9 protein-coding genes are annotated in these 17,880 nt (G+C 72.7%); 3 read left to right on the top strand and 6 right to left on the bottom strand.

Translation table 11 applies throughout. From position 1 onward, the window contains the following. The 4 genes from DES41_RS36460 to DES41_RS36450 are packed head-to-tail and all read right to left on the bottom strand — an operon-like array spanning position 1 to position 6,528. Positions 1–900: an efflux RND transporter periplasmic adaptor subunit gene (locus tag DES41_RS36460; protein ID WP_114472579.1), complete on the bottom strand. Its 900-nt coding sequence runs from the start codon at positions 898–900 to the stop codon at positions 1–3. A gap of 23 nt (positions 901–923) precedes the next feature. After that, positions 924–2,966 (bottom strand): preprotein translocase subunit SecA, encoded by a 2,043-nt coding sequence (locus DES41_RS36455; RefSeq protein ID WP_170168402.1) that lies wholly within the window; start codon positions 2,964–2,966, stop codon positions 924–926. Then, positions 2,963–5,164, bottom strand: a complete 2,202-nt coding sequence (locus tag DES41_RS38645; protein WP_170168401.1) for a hypothetical protein — start codon at positions 5,162–5,164, stop codon at positions 2,963–2,965. Before DES41_RS38645 ends, DES41_RS36455 begins: the two co-directional genes overlap by 4 nt. Positions 5,165–5,166: 2 nt before the next feature. After that, entirely contained in the window at positions 5,167–6,528 is a 1,362-nt protein-coding gene (locus tag DES41_RS36450; protein ID WP_114472578.1) for an efflux RND transporter periplasmic adaptor subunit, read from the bottom strand. A 289-nt stretch (positions 6,529–6,817) separates the two neighbouring features. On the opposite strand from DES41_RS36450, the gene DES41_RS39725 reads away from it, so the two are divergent. From DES41_RS39725 to DES41_RS36435, 3 genes are read left to right on the top strand one after another with little or no spacing between them, the layout of a single operon-like run. Then, the gene (locus DES41_RS39725) at positions 6,818–8,410 is read left to right on the top strand and encodes a methyl-accepting chemotaxis protein (RefSeq protein WP_114472577.1); all 1,593 of its coding nucleotides are present in this window, start codon (positions 6,818–6,820) and stop codon (positions 8,408–8,410) included. 36 nt (positions 8,411–8,446) lie between these two features. Next, positions 8,447–11,284, top strand: coding sequence for a PAS domain S-box protein (locus DES41_RS36440; protein WP_114472576.1), 2,838 nt, complete (start codon positions 8,447–8,449; stop codon positions 11,282–11,284). 56 nt (positions 11,285–11,340) lie between these two features. Next, positions 11,341–15,438 (top strand): response regulator, encoded by a 4,098-nt coding sequence (locus DES41_RS36435; protein ID WP_425466419.1) that lies wholly within the window; start codon positions 11,341–11,343, stop codon positions 15,436–15,438. A 333-nt stretch (positions 15,439–15,771) separates the two neighbouring features. On the opposite strand, the gene DES41_RS36430 is transcribed toward DES41_RS36435, so the two are convergent. Continuing rightward, positions 15,772–16,758, bottom strand: coding sequence for a Bug family tripartite tricarboxylate transporter substrate binding protein (locus tag DES41_RS36430; protein WP_114472574.1), 987 nt, complete (start codon positions 16,756–16,758; stop codon positions 15,772–15,774). Continuing rightward, on the bottom strand, positions 16,755–17,840 hold the full coding sequence (locus DES41_RS36425; RefSeq protein WP_114472573.1) for a CDP-6-deoxy-delta-3,4-glucoseen reductase: 1,086 nt from the start codon (positions 17,838–17,840) through the stop codon (positions 16,755–16,757). The genes DES41_RS36430 and DES41_RS36425 overlap by 4 nt, the downstream gene beginning before the upstream one ends. Between the last annotated feature and the right edge of the window lie 40 nt (positions 17,841–17,880).

The raw sequence follows: 17,880 nt of genomic DNA, 5'->3' as shown, positions 1-17,880 counted from the left end.
CTAGCGCGCGGCAGCGCCGTTCATCTGGGGAGCCGGCGGCGCCTTGGCGGCGGCTGCCAGGCCCAGATCGGCGCGGCACCGCAGGCCGGCCGGCAGGCTGCCGTCGGCGTTGGGCAGGTCGAGCCGCAGCCGGAAGGTGTTGCTGGCCGGGTCGAGCACCTGGTCGATCTGCACGATGCTGGCGGTGCGCACCTGGGCGCCTGGCAACTCGGGCGTCACCTGGATCTTCTGGCCGACCTTGAGCTGGCCGAACAGCGGCAGCGGCGCCACCAGCTCCACGCGGAGCAGGGCGACGGCGGCGATGCGGAACAAGGCCTTTTCCTCGAAGCGCTCGCCCAGGTTGGCGTAGCGTTCCACTACCACGCCATCGAAGGGCGCGCGCAGCGTGCGCTGGGCCAGCTGGGCCTCGGAGGTGTCGACCTCGCGCGTGGCGGTGCGCAGCGCCTCGCGCACCTGGGCCACGCGTTCGCGCGCGACACGGAACTCGGCCTCGGCCTGCTCCAGCGCCTGGGCCGAGACGAAGTTCTCGTCCTTGAGCGATCTGGCGCGGTCGCGCCGCAGCTCGGCCAGGTCGAGCGCGGCGACGGCGCCGCGCAGTTCGCCCAGGCTCCTGGCGCGCGACTGGGCGGCCTCGGCGCTGGCGCGCTCCACCTCGGAGCGCAGCGTGGCCAGCACCTGGCCCTTCTGCACGCGGTCGCCGCGGTCGGCCTGCAGCGTCTGCACCACGCCGATGACGGCGCTGCCGACCTCGGCCACCTGGGCCGGCTGGATCAGGCAGGCCAGGGCCTGCGGGGCCGGCTGGGCCTGGCTGGCCGTCGCCAGCAGGGCGAGCGACAGGCCCACCCAGGGCAGGGGGCTGCGGCGTGGCGGTGGGTGCATCGGTGGGTGAAGCATCGGCATGGGGTGGATCAAGGATGGTTCGGTCAGCGGCGCTGGCCTGTGAAGCACAGGCTGGCATCGAAGCGGATGTCGTGCTGGAACAGCTGCTGGCGCCGCCGGGCCTGCAGCCGCTCGGTGCGGCCCTGCTCGCGCTGCAGTGCCCAGGCCAGCAGGGCGGGCGGCAGGGCGGCGCGGCCATCGGCGCGCACGCGGCCCGGCAGCAGGCGCAGCAGGCGGTGCAGGCCGGACAGCCGGGCGCCGGCGCCACCGGCTTCGTCCGTTCCCGCGGCCAGCGGGGCGCGGGGCACCAGCCAGGTCTCGTGGCTGCCGGGCTGGCCCTGGCGCGCGGCGCGGCCGGAGAGCTGGCGGTCGTGCCGGCGCGAGGCGTTGTGCTGGCAGCTCAGCACGTGCAGGCCGCCGGCGGCCAGGGCCAGGGCGTCCAGGTGGATGTCGGTGCCGCGGCCGGCCATGTTGGTGGCCACGGTGACCTGGCCGTGCGCGCCGGCCCGCGCGACGATGGCGGCCTCGGCTGCATCGAGCCGCGCATGCAGCACCTGGTGCGCCACGCCGGCGGTGGCCAGGGCCTGGCCCATGGCCTCGCTGGCGGCGACCGAATCGCAGCCGACCAGCACCGGCCGCCCGCTGGCCGCCAGGGCCTGGATGCGCGCGACGGCGGCGCGCTGGCGCGCTGCCTCGTCGGCGTAGCAGCGCAGTGGCCAGGCGCTGCTGCGGTCGGGCAGGCGCAGCGGCACGCGCAGCATGGTGCAGCCGTACAGCTGGCGCAGTTCGGTGCGGCCTTCGGCCAGCGTGCCGCTCATGCCGCACAGGCGGTGGTAGCGGCGGAAGAAGCGCTGGTAGGTCATCTGCAGCATGGTCTCGGACTCGGGCGGCATGGGGATGCCTTCCTTGAGCGCGACCAGGCCGTGCAGCCCGCGCGACCAGCGCCGGCCTTCGGCGATGCGGCCCGAGAGCATGTCGACGATGGCGATCTCCGGCTTGCTGCGCTTGGCCGGATCGCCCGGCACGACCACGTAGTCGCGGTCGCGCTGCAGCAGGTGGCGCGCGCTGAGTGCGGTGACGACGGTCTCGGCGCGCTGCTGGGCGTTGACCCACAGCGGCCCCAGGCCGGCGGCCAGGCGCGCCAGGCGCTCCAGGCCGGCGGGCAGCAGCGCGGCGCGCGCGGGCTGGCCCTGCAGCATGAAGTCTTGCCCCAGCACGAGCCGGCCGGACAGCGCCCAGGCCTGCCACAGGAAGGCGCGGGCGGCGGGATCGACCACCTCGCGCGAGAGCACCAGCGGCATCTGCGCCTCGTCGATGAGGATGCTGTCCGCCTCGTCGATGACGGCCATGCACAGGCCGCGCAGCACCGGCCCCTCGCCGTCCCGGCCGGCCAGCGCGCGCGCGCGCTGCTGCAGCGGCGCGCCGCCGGTGCCGTGGCGCATGCGGTCGCGCAGGTAGTCGAAGGCGGCCTCGCGGGCGGTGGCGTAGACGACATCGGCGGCATAGGCCTGGCGGCGCTCGGCCTCGTCGTGGCGGGCGCCGACCCAGGCGCAGCGCAGGTGCAGCAGCCGGTACAGCGGCGCGAAGGTCTCGGCGTCGCGCTGCACCAGGTAGTCGTTGGCGGTGAGCACGTGCACGGGAATGCCGGCGAGCGCGGCGACACCGGCCGTCAGCGCCGCGGCGAGCGACTTGCCTTCGCCGGTGGCCATCTCGGCCAGGTGGCCACGCAGCAGCGCCAGCGCGGCCATGAGCTGCGTGACGTAAGCCTGGCGGCCCTGGGTGCGGCGTGCGGCCTCGGCCACGTAGGCCAGGGCTTGGGCGGCGGCGGCGCCGTCCAGGCCCGAGCGCAGCAGCCGCTGCTGCACCTCCTCGCGCAGCGCGGCGAAGGCTGTGTCGTCCAGCGCCTGCCATTGCGCGGCCTGGTCCCATACGGCCTGCGCGCGCTGGCGCCAGGCACCGGGCCAGCGCAGCGCGAAGGGCAGCGGCAGGCCGCGCCGCCAACTGCGACCGCCGGGCGGCTCGGGCCGCTCGGGGTAGCTGCCCCAGCGCATGCCAGGGACGGGCAGGTGCAGGGCGGCGGTGTTCATGACCGGGGGTTGAAGTGGCCGAGCAGCAGCTGCTGCAGGCCGCGCAGGGCCTGCTGCGCCAGGGGCGCCGTGCCGTGGTCGAAGCGCACCAGCGCGCGCGTGCCGAAGCGCGGGCTCGCACGCCCTTGCAGCTCGATGTCCATGACCACCACCGGCTGGCGTGTGCGCAGGCCGTCCGGGTCGGCCGGGTCGGTGGCGATGCGGCCGCCGGAGGCTTCGCCCAGCGCGGCGCTGGGCAACTGGTTCAGCGTGCCGGGCACGCGCAGTGCGATGCGGCCGGCATGGGGCTGCGCCGGGCTTTCGAGCAGCCGCACCGCGATGCCCCGGGTGCTGCCGCGCACCAGATCGGCCTGCTGCTGGGGCAGGGCCACGCGCACGGTGGTGGGCGCGGCGGTCAGCACGTAGCCGATGGCTTCGCCACGGCGGCGGAACTGGCCGACCAGCTCGTCGTGCCGGGGCAGCACCAGCAGGCCGTCTGCCAGCGCCGCGACCTCGCGCACGGCCAGCCGCTCGTCCAGGCGCGCCAGCTCGGCCTCGTGGTAGGCCAGGCGCTGGCGCAGGTCGGGCGCATCCTGCGGGGCGCGGTCGATGGCGTAGAACAGGCGCACGTTGGCTTCGGCCACGTCGCCGACGAGCGTGGCGCGCCGCGCCGGCAGCACCGGGTCGTCCAGCAGCGCGATGCGCGCGCCGGCATGCACCTGCTGGCCGTCGCCGGCGTCCAGTTCGGTGATGAAACCGTCGGTGCCGGCGCGCACCTGGGCGTTGTCGGGCAGCCAGACCACGCCTTCGGCGACGCTGGACTGCGGCAGCGGCACCAGCGTGACGAAGGCGGCCAGCGCCGCGCCGACCAGGCCGGCCCGCAGCCAGGCGCGCCGGCGTTCCCCGTCCTCGCGGGTGGACAGGCCCAGCATCTGCAGCATGTTCTTGAAGGGCACGGCGATGTTGGCGCCCAGCAGCACCACCAGCGCGGCCACGCCCAGCATGGCGGCGAAGCTGCCCAGCCACAGCGCGACGACGACGGACAGCACGATGCGGTAGGTCCATGACAGCGGCGCGTAGAGCCGCAGCCAGATGCGCTCGCCGGGCAGCGGTTCGACCGGCGTGCGCACACGCACGCCGAACAGCCGCTCGCCGATGGCCTCGGACCACCAGCGCCCGCTGCGCGTGGCGAGGTTGCGCAGGTCCAGCAGGTCGCACACCACGAAATAGCCGTCGTAGCGCAGCAGCGGGTTGCCGTTGGTCAGCACGGTGGACAGTGCGCCGGTGAGCATGACGATGAAGGCCAGGTCGCGCACCAGGCCGGGTTGCACGGCCAGCCACACGCCCATGGCCAGCGCGGCGATGGCCAGCTCGGCCAGGATGCCGGCGGCACTGACCAGCGCACGCTGGCCGCGCTGGCGCAGGCCGTCGGCCGCGGAGGCGTCGACGAAGGGCACCGGGCTCAGCGCGATCAGGGTCACGCCGGCCTGGTGCACGGCGCCGCCGTAGCGCTGCAGCGCCAGCGCGTGGGCGGCCTCGTGCAGGCCCTTGATGAAGGGGTAGCACAGCCAGGCGAGCAGCACGTAACCGGGCGAGGCGAGCACCTTGCCGGCGCCCTGCGCCAATTCGTCCCAGTGCATGGCCGCGGCCAGCAGCGCGGGCAGCACGGCCGCCAGCCACAGCACGAGGCCGGTGCGCGAGAACAGCCAGGGGCCGAGCGGGCGCAGCGGCGCCAGCAGGCGCGAGGGGTCGCCCAGGGGCAGGCGAAAGGCCAGCGGGTTGACACCGCCGGCACGGCGCCGGCGGCGGCGCCGGTCCTGCGCGTGGAACAGGTTCTCCACGTCGGGCGTGACGTCGAACTGCAGCAGGTTGCGCCCGTGCAGGCCGACCAGCAGCTCGATGATCTCGGTCTGCGTGACGGCCTGGTGCGGCTGGGCCGCAAGCATGGCGCTCCAGATCTGCTGCACGCTGCACTGCCCGTCGCAGCGGCCGACGAAGGCGTAGGCGGCCTCGTTCAGCCGCAGCGCGTTGTCGTTGGTGAGGTCGCGCAGCACGTGGAAGGGCTTGCCGCGCTGCACCTGCAGCCGCAGTTCGGCGTGGGGGCGCAGCTGCGGGCGCAGGCCGGCCACGCGGTGCCAGCGCGGGTTGAACAGCGATTCCTGCGCCGCCTGCGCGTCCGCTTGCTGCGCACCTGCCTTGGCGGAGCGGAGCCAGCGCATGGCTACGCCACCCAGGACCACAGGGCCAGGCGCAGCCAGTCGGCCACGCCGTGGAACCAGACCCAGCCCAGCGCGGCGCGGCCGGTGTCCAGCTTGCCGACGCCTTCCAGGCCCGGGCGGATGCGCTCCGCGTCGGCCGTCACGTCGGTCTCCACCTCGAACACGTTGCGCCCTTCGACCGGCCGCGCCATGGGCGTGATGCGCACGGCGCGGATGGGCAGCGCATCCCAGGGCAGGGCGGACAGCGCCAGCTCGCCGGTCTGGCCGACGCGGACATGGCCGATGTCGCGCTCGTCCACCTGCAGCATGACGCGGTAGCGGTCCAGGGGCGCCAGTTGCAGCAGCGGCTTGCCGCGCTCCAGCGGGGCGCCGAGCGACTGCGTGAGGTCGCCATCGACGACGATGCCGGCGAAGGGCGCGGTGATGCGCGCACGCACCAGCTCGGATTCGACCAGGCCCAGGTGGGCGCGGGCTTCCTCCACGCGTGCCAGCGCAATGACCATGGCCGCGCGGTCGGCGCGCGCCAGTGCACTGGCGTAGGCGTTCTCGTACTGGCCGAGCTCGCTGCCCCACTTGCGCTTTTGCAGCTGCAGGTCCTGGTCGGACATCTCCAGCAGCAGCTGGCCTTGCGCCACGCGGTCACCGGGGCGCACATGCACGGCCTGCAGGTAGCCGTCGGCCGGCACGACGATGGCGCGCGTCTGCTGGCCCTCGACGCGCGCATGGCCGCCGACGCGGTAGGACACCGGCCAGGCGAGCAGGGCGGCCAGCAGCACGGCGGCGCCGGCCGCGAGCAGGGCGGTGCGGCGCCGGCTGCCGGTGTCCGCAGGGTCCATGCGCTGGTGCATCCGGCGGTACCACGGCTGCTCGCGCTGGGCCATCAGGTAGAGCACCGGGCCGGCCAGGCTGACGTTGTTCTCCAGTTCGGCCACCGCGGCGGGCAGCTCGGTCGGCGCGCTGGTCCACTCGCACGTGACGGCGCCCACGGCGCGGCCCAGGTGGACGATGGGCACCGTGACCACGGCGCCGCCGCGTTCGCCCAGCAGCAGCCGGTGGGCATGGCGGATGGCGGGTGCCCCTTCGGCGGGCCAGTGCACGCTGGCGCCTTGCTGCACGGCCTCGTCCATGGCGGCGGTGAGGGGGTTGAAGGCCTGGCGGTGCAGGTTTTCGCCCGTGCCGTGCGAGATCGCCACCAGCTCGACCTGCTGGCCCCGCACGAACCCGACGCCCACCCGCGCGCAACCCCTGCCGTTGGCCAGTTCGCTGGCGAAGGCGGTGGCGGCCTCGCGCAACTGCCCGTGTGCCAGTACCGTCGCCTGCAGGGCAAGCGCCAGGATCTGGGGGTCGGGCAGCCGCGGGTTCATGGCTGGCGCCGGGCCTGTCCGAGGCCGGTCAGGCGCGGTTTCGGCGTCATCGAGATGACGGGAAAGATGCTGTTCATGTCGGACAAGTCCCGCATTCTGCAACAGTCGAGCTTTCTTATACTGGTTCGTTGCTTTGTATGCGCAACTTTTGTGCGCCTCTGGTCAGGAACAAACGTCCGCGCATCCGTTTGTCGTGTGCGCTGCAACTTTCCTGGTACGAATCGTGGACATTTGGCTGCGGTTGATGAATCATGGGCTTTACAAATACCCGTGGTTCAGGGGGCAGCGCATGCATGTGTTGAGGAAGTTGAAGCTCTCCGCCCGGCTGGCGGTGTTGATCGCCATCTTCGCCATCGGCTTCGTGCTGTCGGGGGCCTGGGCCTTCAAGACACTGGACACGCTCAAGGTCAACGGGCCGATCTACGAGCGCATCGTGCAGGGCAAGGATTTGATCGCCGACATCCTGCCGCCGCCCGAGTACATCATCGAGTCGTACCTGCTGGCGCTGCAGCTCTCGCGCACGGACGACGCCGGGCGGCAGCAGGCCATGGCCGAGCGCATCCGCAGCCTCAAGGGGCAGTTCGACGAGCGCCACGACTTCTGGCAGAAGCAGGCGTTGGCGCCGGAGATGGGCCGCCTGCTGCTGGACGATGCCCACCGTCCGGCCCAGGAGTTCTACCGCATGGTCTTCGACGAGTTGGTGCCGGCCGTGCGCGGCGGCGACGCAGGCAAGGTGGCGGCCACCATGCAGCGGCTGGACGCGGCGTACGAGACGCACCGCGCCGCCATCGACAAGGTGGTGGAGCTGGCCAGCCGGCGGGTGGAGGCGGACGAGGGCGCGGCGCGCACGCTGATCCGGCGCGACACGGCGCTGCTGCTCGGCATCATGGTGCTGGCCATGGCGGCGGCGGTGGTGATGGCGCTGCTGGTGGCGCGCAGCATCACATCGCCGCTGCGCCATGCGGTCAAGGTGGCGCAGGTGGTGGCCTCGGGCGTGCTGAACAGCCGCATCCGCGTGCGCTACCCCGACGAGCCCGACCAGCTGCTGCGCGCGCTGCAGGAGATGAACACCAGCCTGCAGCGCATCGTGGGCGAGGTGCGTTCCGGCGCCGACAACATCGCCACCGCCACCAGCGAGATCGCGCGCGGCAACGACGACCTGTCGATGCGCACCGAGCGCCAGGCCAGCGCACTGCAGCAGACCGCCGCGGCGATGGAGCAGCTGACCAGCACGGTGCGCCAGAACAGCGACAGCGCGCGCCAGGCCAACCAGCTGGTGCAGACCGCCGCCCAGGTCGCCCAGCGCGGCGGCCATGCCGTGAGCGAGGTGGTGCAGACCATGCAGTCGATCAACGCCTCGTCCAAGAAGGTGGTGGAGATCATCTCGGTGATCGACGGCATCGCCTTCCAGACCAACATCCTGGCGCTGAACGCGGCGGTGGAGGCGGCCCGCGCCGGCGAGCAGGGCCGCGGCTTCGCGGTGGTGGCCTCCGAGGTGCGCAACCTGGCGCAGCGCTCGGCCGGGGCGGCCAAGGAGATCAAGGCGCTGATCAACGATTCGGTGCAGCAGGTGGAAGCCGGCAGCACCCTGGTGGCCCGCGCTGGCAGCACCATGGACGAGGTCGTCCAGAGCGTGCAGCGCATCACCGGCATCATGGCCGAGATCAGCGCGGCCAGTGCCGAGCAGATCAGCGGCTTGGAGCAGATCAACACCGCCATCACCGAGATGGACACCACCACGCAGCAGAACGCCGCGCTGGTGGAGGAGGCCGCCGCTGCCGCGTCCTCGCTGCGCACCGAGGCCCACAAGCAGGCGCAGATCGTCGGCGTGTTCCAGCTCGACGGGCCGGTGGCCAAGCTCGCATTGCCGCAGGCGGCCTGAAGGCGGCGCGCGGCGGCCGTGCCAGGTCCCGTTGCGATGCCTGCCGCATCCGTGCCAGCCAGCGGCGGCCCGCCCTGGCGCCCGCTGGGCCAGGGCGCCACCTGGGCGGCCGTGGCAGCCTGCCTGGTGCTTGCGGTGCTGGTGGGCTGGGTGGTGCAGCAGCGCCAGTCCGAGCGGCTGCAGCAGGAGGTGCAGCGCGACGCGGACCAACTGGTCGACCAGGTGCACGCGCTGAGCAGCGACGGCCGGGCCATGGGCGGCGTGCAGCTGCTGGGGCTGGTGGACATCCACATCCGGCAGCTGCTGGAAGGTGAGACGACGGCGCAGGACGCGGAGCTGCAGGCCATGCTGGCGGCCGTCATCGGCGAGTACGGCGCCGACAACGCGCTGGTGCTGGACCGCCACGGCCGCACCGTGGCCTACCGCGCGCAGGACGGCAGCGGCCGTGGCCTGGGGCGCGACCTGTCGGTGCGGCCGTACTTCCGGCGCGCCATGGCGGGCACGCCCAACCTGTATCCGGCAGTGGGCAAGAACACCGGCGAGCGCGGCATCTACCTGGCTGCGCCGGTGCGCGGGCAGCTCGATCCGCAGGCCGAGCCGGTCGGCGTGGCGGTGGTCAAGATCGGCATGGAGCGCATCGATGCGCAGCTGGGCCGCTATGCGCACACGGCGCTGCTGGTGTCGCCGGAGGGCGTGGTCTTCGGTGGCAACCGCAGCCAGTGGCTGCTGCACACGCTGGCGCCCATCGGCGCCGCGGACCGGGCGCAGCTGGCGCGCGACGAGCGCTACGGCGACCTGTTCGCCAAGGGCGTGCCACCGGCGCTGCCGCTGGCCCTGGGCGTCGGCGGGGAGCGGCTGGACGGGGAGCGTGTCGAGCGCGCCTTCACCACGCTGGACTGGCCCGCCGCCCGGCGCGACTGGCAGCTGGTGGTGTTGCGGCCGTTGACGCCAGCCGAGCAGGGCGGCACCGCCCTGGCCGCCGCCGTGGCGGCGCTGGCGGCCAGCCTGGGACTGGCCGCCGCCGGGCTGCGCCGCCGGGCGCGGCAGGCGCGGCGCGCCTGGGAGCACGGGCAGGCCGAGGCGGCGGTGGCGCGCGAGCTGGCGTTCCAGCAGCGGCTCATCGATGCCCTGCCCAATCCGCTGTTCCTGAAGGACGCCGAGGGCCGCTACACCACGTTGAACCAGGCCTTCGAGGCGGCCTACGGCGTGCGCCGCGAGGACATCATCGGCCGCACGGTGCTGGAGCTGCCGCTGCTCGATGCCAACACGCGCGAGGAGGCGCACCGCCGCGACATGGAGGTGGTGCACAGCGGCGGGCGCATCCAGCATGCGCTGGAGAGCCACTGGGCCGACGGCAGGGTGCACCAGACGCTGTTCTGGGGCCAGGGCCTGCGCGCGCTGGACGGCGGCACGGCCGGCATGGTCGGCGTGCTGCTGGACATCAGCGAGGAGGCGCAGGCACGTGCGGCGCTGCGCGAGCGCGAGCGCTTGCTGCGCGACCTGCTCGAGTCCGCGCCCGGCGCGGTGGTGGCGGCCGATGGCAGCGGCGGGGTGCTCTTCCACAACCGCAATGCACTGGAGATGTTCGGCGTGGATGCCGCGACGCTGGCGGCGCAGGGCATGCAGGCCCGGTACGCGGATCCATCGCAGCGCGCTGCGCTGATGGAGCACCTGTGGCGCGACGGCTTCGCCCGGGCATCGGAGCTGGAGATGGTGCGGGGCGATGGCGACCGCTTCTGGGCCCAGCTGTCGTTCACGCGCGGCAGCTTCGGCGGACAGCCCGACGTGGCCTTCGGCTGGTGTGTGGACATCACCGAGCGCAAGCGCACGGCCCAGGCCATGCAGGCCGCCAGGGACGCGGCCGAGGCGGCGGTGGCGGCCAGGTCGGACTTCCTCGCCAACATGAGCCACGAGATCCGCACGCCGCTGAACACCATCATCGGCCAGGCGCACCTGGCGCTGCAGGGCGAGCTGAGCGCCTCCCAGCGCGTGCATGTGCACAAGGTGCACGGCGCGGCCCAGGCCCTGCTGGCCATCGCCAACGACGTGCTGGACTTCTCGCAGACCGAATCGGGCCGGCTGGTGCTGCAGGAGGCCGATTTCGACCTGGATGCTTTGCTGGCGCGGCTGGCGTCCCGCCATGGGCCGCAGGCGGACGACAAGGGCCTGGCGCTGCGCCTGGATGTCGACGAAGCCGTGCCGCGGCAGTTGTGCGGCGACGTGCAGCGGCTCGAGCAGGTGCTGGGCCAGTTGCTGGGCAATGCCCTGAAGTTCACCGCGCAGGGCGAGGTGGTGCTGCAGTGCGGGTACCGGCCCACGGAGAGCGGCGGCGTGGTGCTGGAGATCGCCGTGCGCGACACCGGGATCGGCATCGCGCCGGAGCAGCTCGGCCCCTTGTTCCAGCCGTTCCGGCAGGTGGACGGATCGAGCACGCGGCGCTTCGGCGGCATCGGGCTGGGGCTGGCGCTCTGCAAGCGTCTGGCCGATGCGGCCGGCGGGGCGATCGCGGCGCAGAGCGCGCTGGGCGCGGGCACCTGCATCCGCCTGGCATGGCCGTGCCGTGCGGGCTCGGGGCGCTGCCAGCCCGAGGCCGCGCCGGCCCCGGCCGCCTCCGCCTGGACAAGCGGCGGGGTGGCCGCGCTGACCGACGCCCAGGCGCGTAGCGGGCTGGCACTTCTGTGTGAGATGCTGGAGTCCATGGACGGCAGCACCGGAACGCAACTCCAGGCCATGCGGCCCTGGCTGCAGCTGCAGCTGCCGCCTGCGCAGCTGCACAAGCTGGTGCGCCTGGTGCAGCACTACGACCTGGAAGATGCCCTGGCCCTGTTGCGCGGCAGCCCGGCGCTGGCGCCCTGGCTGCCGGAGGCGGCGTGAGCGCCGCGCCGCCCGCGCCGCCCGCGCCGCCCGCGCCGGCCCATGGCTTTGCCCGCATGGGCCTGCGCGGCCGGCCGGCACCCAAGGTGCCACGTGCAGTGCGCCATGCGGCCGCCGCGCTGGCCCTGGCCTGGCTGGCGCTGGTGGCCGGCCTGGGCTGGTGGGCCTCGCAGCGCATCCTTGCGGCGCAGCTGGACAGCCTGGCCGCCAGCGCCGACCACGATGCCGAGGCCACCGCGCGCATCGTGGACCGGCTGTTCACCGAGATGGCCAGCGTGTCCAACATGGTGGCGCGCCAGAGCCTGGTGATCCAGGTGGCCACGCGCTACCGCACCGATGCGCCCGGCGCGGCCCGGTTGACGCGCCAGCAGCGCGCCGCGCAGTTCACGCGCGACCCGCAGGTGCGCGAGGTGGGCGACTACATGAACGCGGTGGCGGGCGACCTGCGCTATGCCCGCATCTACATGAGCAACCTGTCGGACGACACGGTGTCGGCCAGCAACTGGGACCAGGCCGACAGCATCGTGGGCCAGATCTACGGCGGCCGCACTTACCTGATCGATGCGCTGCGCGACGGCGTGGGCAAGCAGTTCGGCATCAGCCGGCTCAACAACGTCCCGGCCTACTTCGTGGCGAGCCGCATCGAGGGCCCGGGCGGCGTGCCGCAGGGTTCGGTCACGGTCAAGTTCGATGCGCCGGACATGGCGCCCTACCTGTCGGGGCGGCACATCGCCCTGATCGTGGGCCCGCAGGGGCGGGTCGTCAGCGCGCCGTCGGAGCGCTTCATGCTGCGCAACCTGGCTGCGCTGCTGCCGGCCGGCACGGTGCGGCCGCCCGAGGGCGGCGAGGACCTGGGCGAGCCGCTGGACGTGCGGGCGCCTGCCGATCCCCTGTATGCCGGCCACTGGCTGATCGAGGGCCAGCCCTACCTGCTGCGGCGCATGGCGCTGTCCGATCCGCACTACCAGCTGCTGACGCTGACGGCGCTGCAGGAGCTGGCGCCCATGCGGCAGCGGCACCGCGTCGTCGCCGGCCTGGTGGCAGCTTTCGGCCTGGCACTGATCCTGGTCGGCAGCCGCTTTGCCGGCCAGATGCTGGTGCACCGCCGCGAGGAACTGCGGCTGGCGGCCGAGCACGCGGCCTTCCTGCAGGCGCTGATGGACCGCATCCCCAACCCGATCTTCTACAAGGACGACGAGGGCCGCTTCCTGGGCTGCAACCAGGCCTATGGGCAGGCGTTCGGCCTGCAGCCTTCGGACCTGGTCGGCAAGACGGTGCTGGACCTGCCCTATGTGCCGCAGCGCGAGGCCGGCCACGCCGAGCAGCTGGCGCTGGTGCACAGCGGCGGCAGGTTGAGCCGGGAGGCGCAGTTCGGCTTTGCGGATGGCCGCATGCACACCACGCTGTTCTCGGTGAGCGCGATCCGCATGGCGGACGACAGCAGCGCCGGCCTGGTGGGGGTGATCGTGGACGTGACGCCGCTGAAGGAGGCGCAGCAGCAGCTGCAGGATGCCAACGAGCGGCTGCAGGTGGCCCAGGATGCCGGCGGCATCGGCCTGTTCGACCTGGACATGCAGAGCGGCCGCGGCTATTGGGCCCCCCAGCTCGAACGCCTGTATGGCCTGGAGCCGGGCAGCTACGACGGCACGCCGGAGTTCTGGGAACGGCACGTGCACGTGGAAGATCGCGCGCGCGCCGCCGAGCTGTTCCGCTCGGCCATCGCCGACCCCCAGGCGTCCACGTTCCAGCACGAGTTCCGCGTGCCGCTGGCCGATGGCCGCATCCGCTCGGTGCAGAGCGTGGGCCGGGTGCTGCGCGACGATGCGGGCCGGGCGCGCCGCGTGATCGGCGTGGCGATCGACATCACGGCGATGGCGCAGGCGCGCGATGCCGCGGGCGCGGCCAACCAGGCCAAGAGCGACTTCCTGGCCAACATGAGCCACGAGATCCGCACGCCGATGAATGCGGTGATCGGCATGTCGCACCTGGCGCTGCGCACGCAGCTGACGCCGCAGCAGCGCGACTACCTCAACAAGATCCAGCAATCGGGCCAGCACCTGATGGGCATCCTGAACGACATCCTGGACTTCTCCAAGGTGGAGGCCGGCAAGCTGGAGGTCGAGCACATCCCGTTCGAGCTGGACCGCGTGATCGACACGATGGCCGGCGTGATCGCCGACCGCGCCAACGCCAAGCGGCTGGAGCTGGTCTGCGATGTGGCGGCCGATGTGCCGCAGCAGCTCAAGGGCGACCCGCTGCGGCTGGGACAGATCCTCATCAACTACGCCAGCAACGCGATCAAGTTCACCGAGGCGGGCGAGGTGGACATCGGTGTGCGGGTGCTGGAGTTCGGCCCGGGCGGCGGTGGTGAGGGCGGGCCGCAGGTGCTGCTGCGCTTCGAGGTGCGCGACACCGGCATCGGCCTGACCGAAGCGCAGCAGCAGCGGTTGTTCCGCAGCTTCGAGCAGGCCGACAGCTCGATCACGCGGCAGTACGGCGGCACCGGCCTGGGCCTGGCCATCAGCAAGCGGCTGGCCGGCCTGATGGGCGGCGATGTGGGCGTGGAGAGCGTGCCGGGCCGGGGCTCCACCTTCTGGTTCACCGCGCGGCTGGGCCTCGGCGAGCGGCGCGGCCGGCCGGTGTTGCCGCAGATCGACCTGCGCGGGCGCCGTGTGCTGGTGGTGGACGACAACGCGCACGCCGCGCAGGTGCTGTCCGAGCTGCTGGCCGCGCAGGCCTTCGAGGTGCGCGCGGTGCTGAGCGGCGCCGAGGCGGTCGCCCGGGTGCGCGAGGCCTTCGACGCGGGCACGCCCTTCGACATCGTGATGCTGGACTGGCAGATGCCGGGCATGGACGGGCTGCAGACGGCCGCGCGCATCCGTGCGCTGGGCATGGCGCCGGTGCCGCGCATGGTGGTTGTCACGGCCTATGGCCGCGAGGAGGTGATCCGCAGCGCCCAGGAGGCCGGCATCGACCATCTGATGCTCAAGCCGGTGAGCGCCTCCGTGCTGTTCGACACGATGATGCGCGTGCTGGGCGAGCAGGCCGGCGACGCGTTCGCCGCCGAAGCAGGGCAGGAGCGGCGCACGCCGGCGCTGCATGCGCTGGAGCCGCTGCGCGGCGCGCGCATCCTGCTCGTGGAAGACAACGATCTGAACCAGCAGGTGGCCTGCGAGCTGTTGCAGGCCGCCGGCTTCACCGTCGATGTGGCCGGCGATGGGCAGCAGGCGATGGACCGCATCGCCGCCACCCTGCTGCCTTCTGCCACGCCCTACGACCTGGTGCTGATGGACATGCAGATGCCGGTGCTGGACGGTGTCGGCGCCACGCGGCTGCTGCGCCAGGACGGGCGCCACGCCGGCCTGCCCATCCTGGCCATGACGGCCAACGCCATGGCCGCCGACCGCCAGCGCTGCCTGGAGGCGGGCATGCAGGACTTCGTCGCCAAGCCGATCGAGCCGGATGCGCTGTGGCGCGCGCTGGCCCTGTGGATCCGTCCGCGCGCGGGGCTCGGAGGGCTGCCGGTGGCGGTGCAGGCCTCCGTTGCGCAGGACGATGCGCCTGTGCTGGCGCGGCCGGTGCCCGGGCTGGACGTGGCCAAGGGCCTGCGCCGCGTGCTGGGCAAGCGGTCGCTGTACCTGACGCTGCTGGGCAAATTCGTGGAAGGCCAGCGCGACGCGGTGGCGGCGGTCCGGCAGGCGTTGGCCGCCGGTGACCGGGCCACGGCCGAGCGGCAGGCCCACACGCTCAAGGGCGTGGCCGGCAACATCGGCGCGCTGCAACTGCAGGGCCTGGCCGGAGACCTGGAAGAGGGCTTGCGCGGCGGGGCTTCGGCCCAGCGGCTGGAGTTGCTGCTGGACGCCGTGGGCGCACCGCTGCAGGCCCTGGTGCAGGCGGTCGGGGACCAGTTGCCGGACGAGGTGCTGGCATCGCGCGCGGCGGCGGTGACGCCGGCCCAGGCCACCGGACTGCTGCAACGGCTGGCCGCGCTGCTGGCCGACAGCGATGCAGACGCGCAGGACCTGATCGCCAGCGAGGCGGCGGTGCTCCACGGCGCGCTGGGCAACGAGGCCTTCGATGCGCTGCGGCGCGCGGCGGCGGCCTACGATTTCGAGGCCGGCCTCGGCATCGTGCGCGAGGCCCTGAGCGCTTGACTCTCCCGCCGAGGGCCTGCTTTCCTACAGGTACGGGAAGGCCGCCGCCCGATGATGGATCCGCGGTGCATCCAGACAAGGTGCTTTCTGGGAAGCGGATGCATCGATTGGGCTGCCTTTGGGCAGCCCTTTTTCTTGCAGCGCCGCGGTGCTCAAGGCACGTGGCGGCAGAAGCAGCAGACGCTGGCGACGATGGCGATGGCCAACAGAGTGCTCATCATGGCGGGCCTCCCGGTGGATGGCCGCGCGGCTTGCGCAGCCCCTGCATCCAGGATGGCCGCTCGCCCGGCCGGGCGCTGTCGGACAGTGCCGGGATGGCCTGCCCGCACGCCGTCAGTCGACCTGTGCGCCGGAGGCCTTCACGAGCTTCTGGTACTTGGCCAGCTCGGCCTGCATGAAGGCGCCGAACTGGGCCGACGTGCTGGGCACCGGTTCGGCCAGCAGGTTGGCGAAGCGCTGGCGCGTTTCCTCGGACTGCAGTGCCGCGACGAAGGCATGGTTCAGGCGCTCCAGCACATCGGCGGGCGTCCCTGCCGGCGCCACGAGGCCCCACCAGGTGTCGATGGCGAAGCCCTTGAGCGTGTCGGCCACGGGCGGCACATCGGGCAGGGCGGGCGAGCGCTGCAGCGTGGTGACGGCCAGCGCCTTGAGCTTGCCCGAGCGGATGCCGGGCGCGGCAGTGGCCAGGTTGTCGAAATTGAAGTCGACCTGGCCGGACAGCAGCGCCAGCTGGGCCGGGTTGCCGCCGTTGTAGGGGATGTGCAGCGCGAAGATGCCGGCCTGTGCCTTGAACATCTCGCCGGCCAGGTGGCCGGCGCTGCCGTTGCCGCCCGAGGCGTAGTTGAGCTTGGCGGGGTTGGCCTTGGCGTAGGCGATGAGGTCGGCCACGGTGGCGATCTTGAGCCGCTGCGCGGTGTCGGCGTTCATGACCAGCACGTTGGGCACGCGCACCATCTGCGTGATGGGCGCGAAATCGCGCGCGGCGTCGAACGGCATCCTGCGGTAGAGCCAGGGGTTGACGGCGTGCGTGGCGGTGGCCGCGATGCCGATGGTCAGCCCGTCGTGCGGCGCCTTGGCCACGGCATCGGCGCCGATGTTGCCGCCGGCGCCGGGCTTGTTGTCGATGATCACGGTGCCGAGCTGGTCCTTCACGCGCTCGGCCAGCACGCGGGCCGTGACGTCGATGGGGCCGCCGGCAGCGTAGGGGACGACGAGCCGGATCGGCTTGTTCTGCGCCAGCGCCGGCAGGGTGGCGATGGACGCGGCCGCGAGGGCGGACAGCAGCGCGGCACGGCGCAGGGTGTTGATGCGGGTGGTCATGGCTGCGCCTTGTCGGCTTCGGAGGTGAAGGCGTCGGCGAAGAATTCCTCGGGCGGCAGGCCGGCTGCGGCGCTGTACTCGGTACGGGCCGAATCGACGACGATGGGCGCGCCGCAGGCGTAGACCTGGTGGCCCGAGAGGTCGGGCAGGTCCTCCAGCACGGCACGGTGCACGAAGCCGGTGCGGCCGGTCCAGTTGTCCTCGGGCAGTGCGTTGGAGACCACCGGCACATAGCGCAGGTTGGGCATCTCGGCCAGCTTCTCGCGCAGCCAGGCGTCCATGTACAGGTCGGCCGGGCGGCGGCCGCCCCAGTAGACCGTGGCCGATCGCGTGCTGGCCTTGAACTGCAGCTGCTCGATGACGGCCTTGATCGGCGCGAAGCCCGTGCCCGAGGCCAGCAGCACGATGGGCTTGTCCGAGTCCTCGCGCAGGAAGAAGCTGCCGTAGGGCCCTTCGATGCGCAGGATTTCCTTTTCCTTCATGGCGCCGAACACGTGGTCGGTGAACTTGCCGCCGGGCATGTGGCGGATGTGCAGTTCCACGCTGGGGCCGACGGGCGGTACGGCGCCGGGCTGGCCGCCCGCGGTGTGCGGGGCGTTGGCCATGGAGTAGCTGCGGCGCGCGCCGTCGCGCAGCAGGAATTCCACGTACTGCCCGGCGTGGTAGCGCATGGTGTCGTTGGCCGGCAGCTGCAGGCGCACGACCATCACGTCGTGCGAGACCTTGGCCAGGCTGCTCACGCGGGCGGGCATGCGCTTGATGGGGAAGGCGCTCTCGTCGGTGACCTGGCGCGATTCGAGCACCACATCGGACAGCGGCACGCCGCAGCAGGTCAGGATGAGGCCGGCGGCTTCTTCCTCGGCGGACAGCGCCTTGCTCTGGTGGGGGCCGTGCTCGACGCGGCCTTCCAGCATCTTGCATTTGCACGAGCCACAGGCGCCGTCCTTGCAGCCGTAGGGCAGGCCGATGCCCTGGCGGATGCCGGCGGACAGGATGGCCTCGCCTTCGCTGGCTTCGAACGAACGGCCGCTGGGCTGCACGGTGATCTTGAACGGGGGCGCGGCGGCTGTCGTCGGGGTCATCTTTGGGTATCCTCTTGGGCTTTTCGCCGCTTCAGTGAAC

This window comes from Pseudorhodoferax soli, assembly GCF_003337555.1.
Lineage (GTDB): Bacteria > Pseudomonadota > Gammaproteobacteria > Burkholderiales > Burkholderiaceae_C > Pseudorhodoferax > Pseudorhodoferax soli.
The sequence above is the reverse complement of the archived record's forward strand: the minus strand, read 5'-3'. Positions and strand labels throughout refer to the sequence as shown.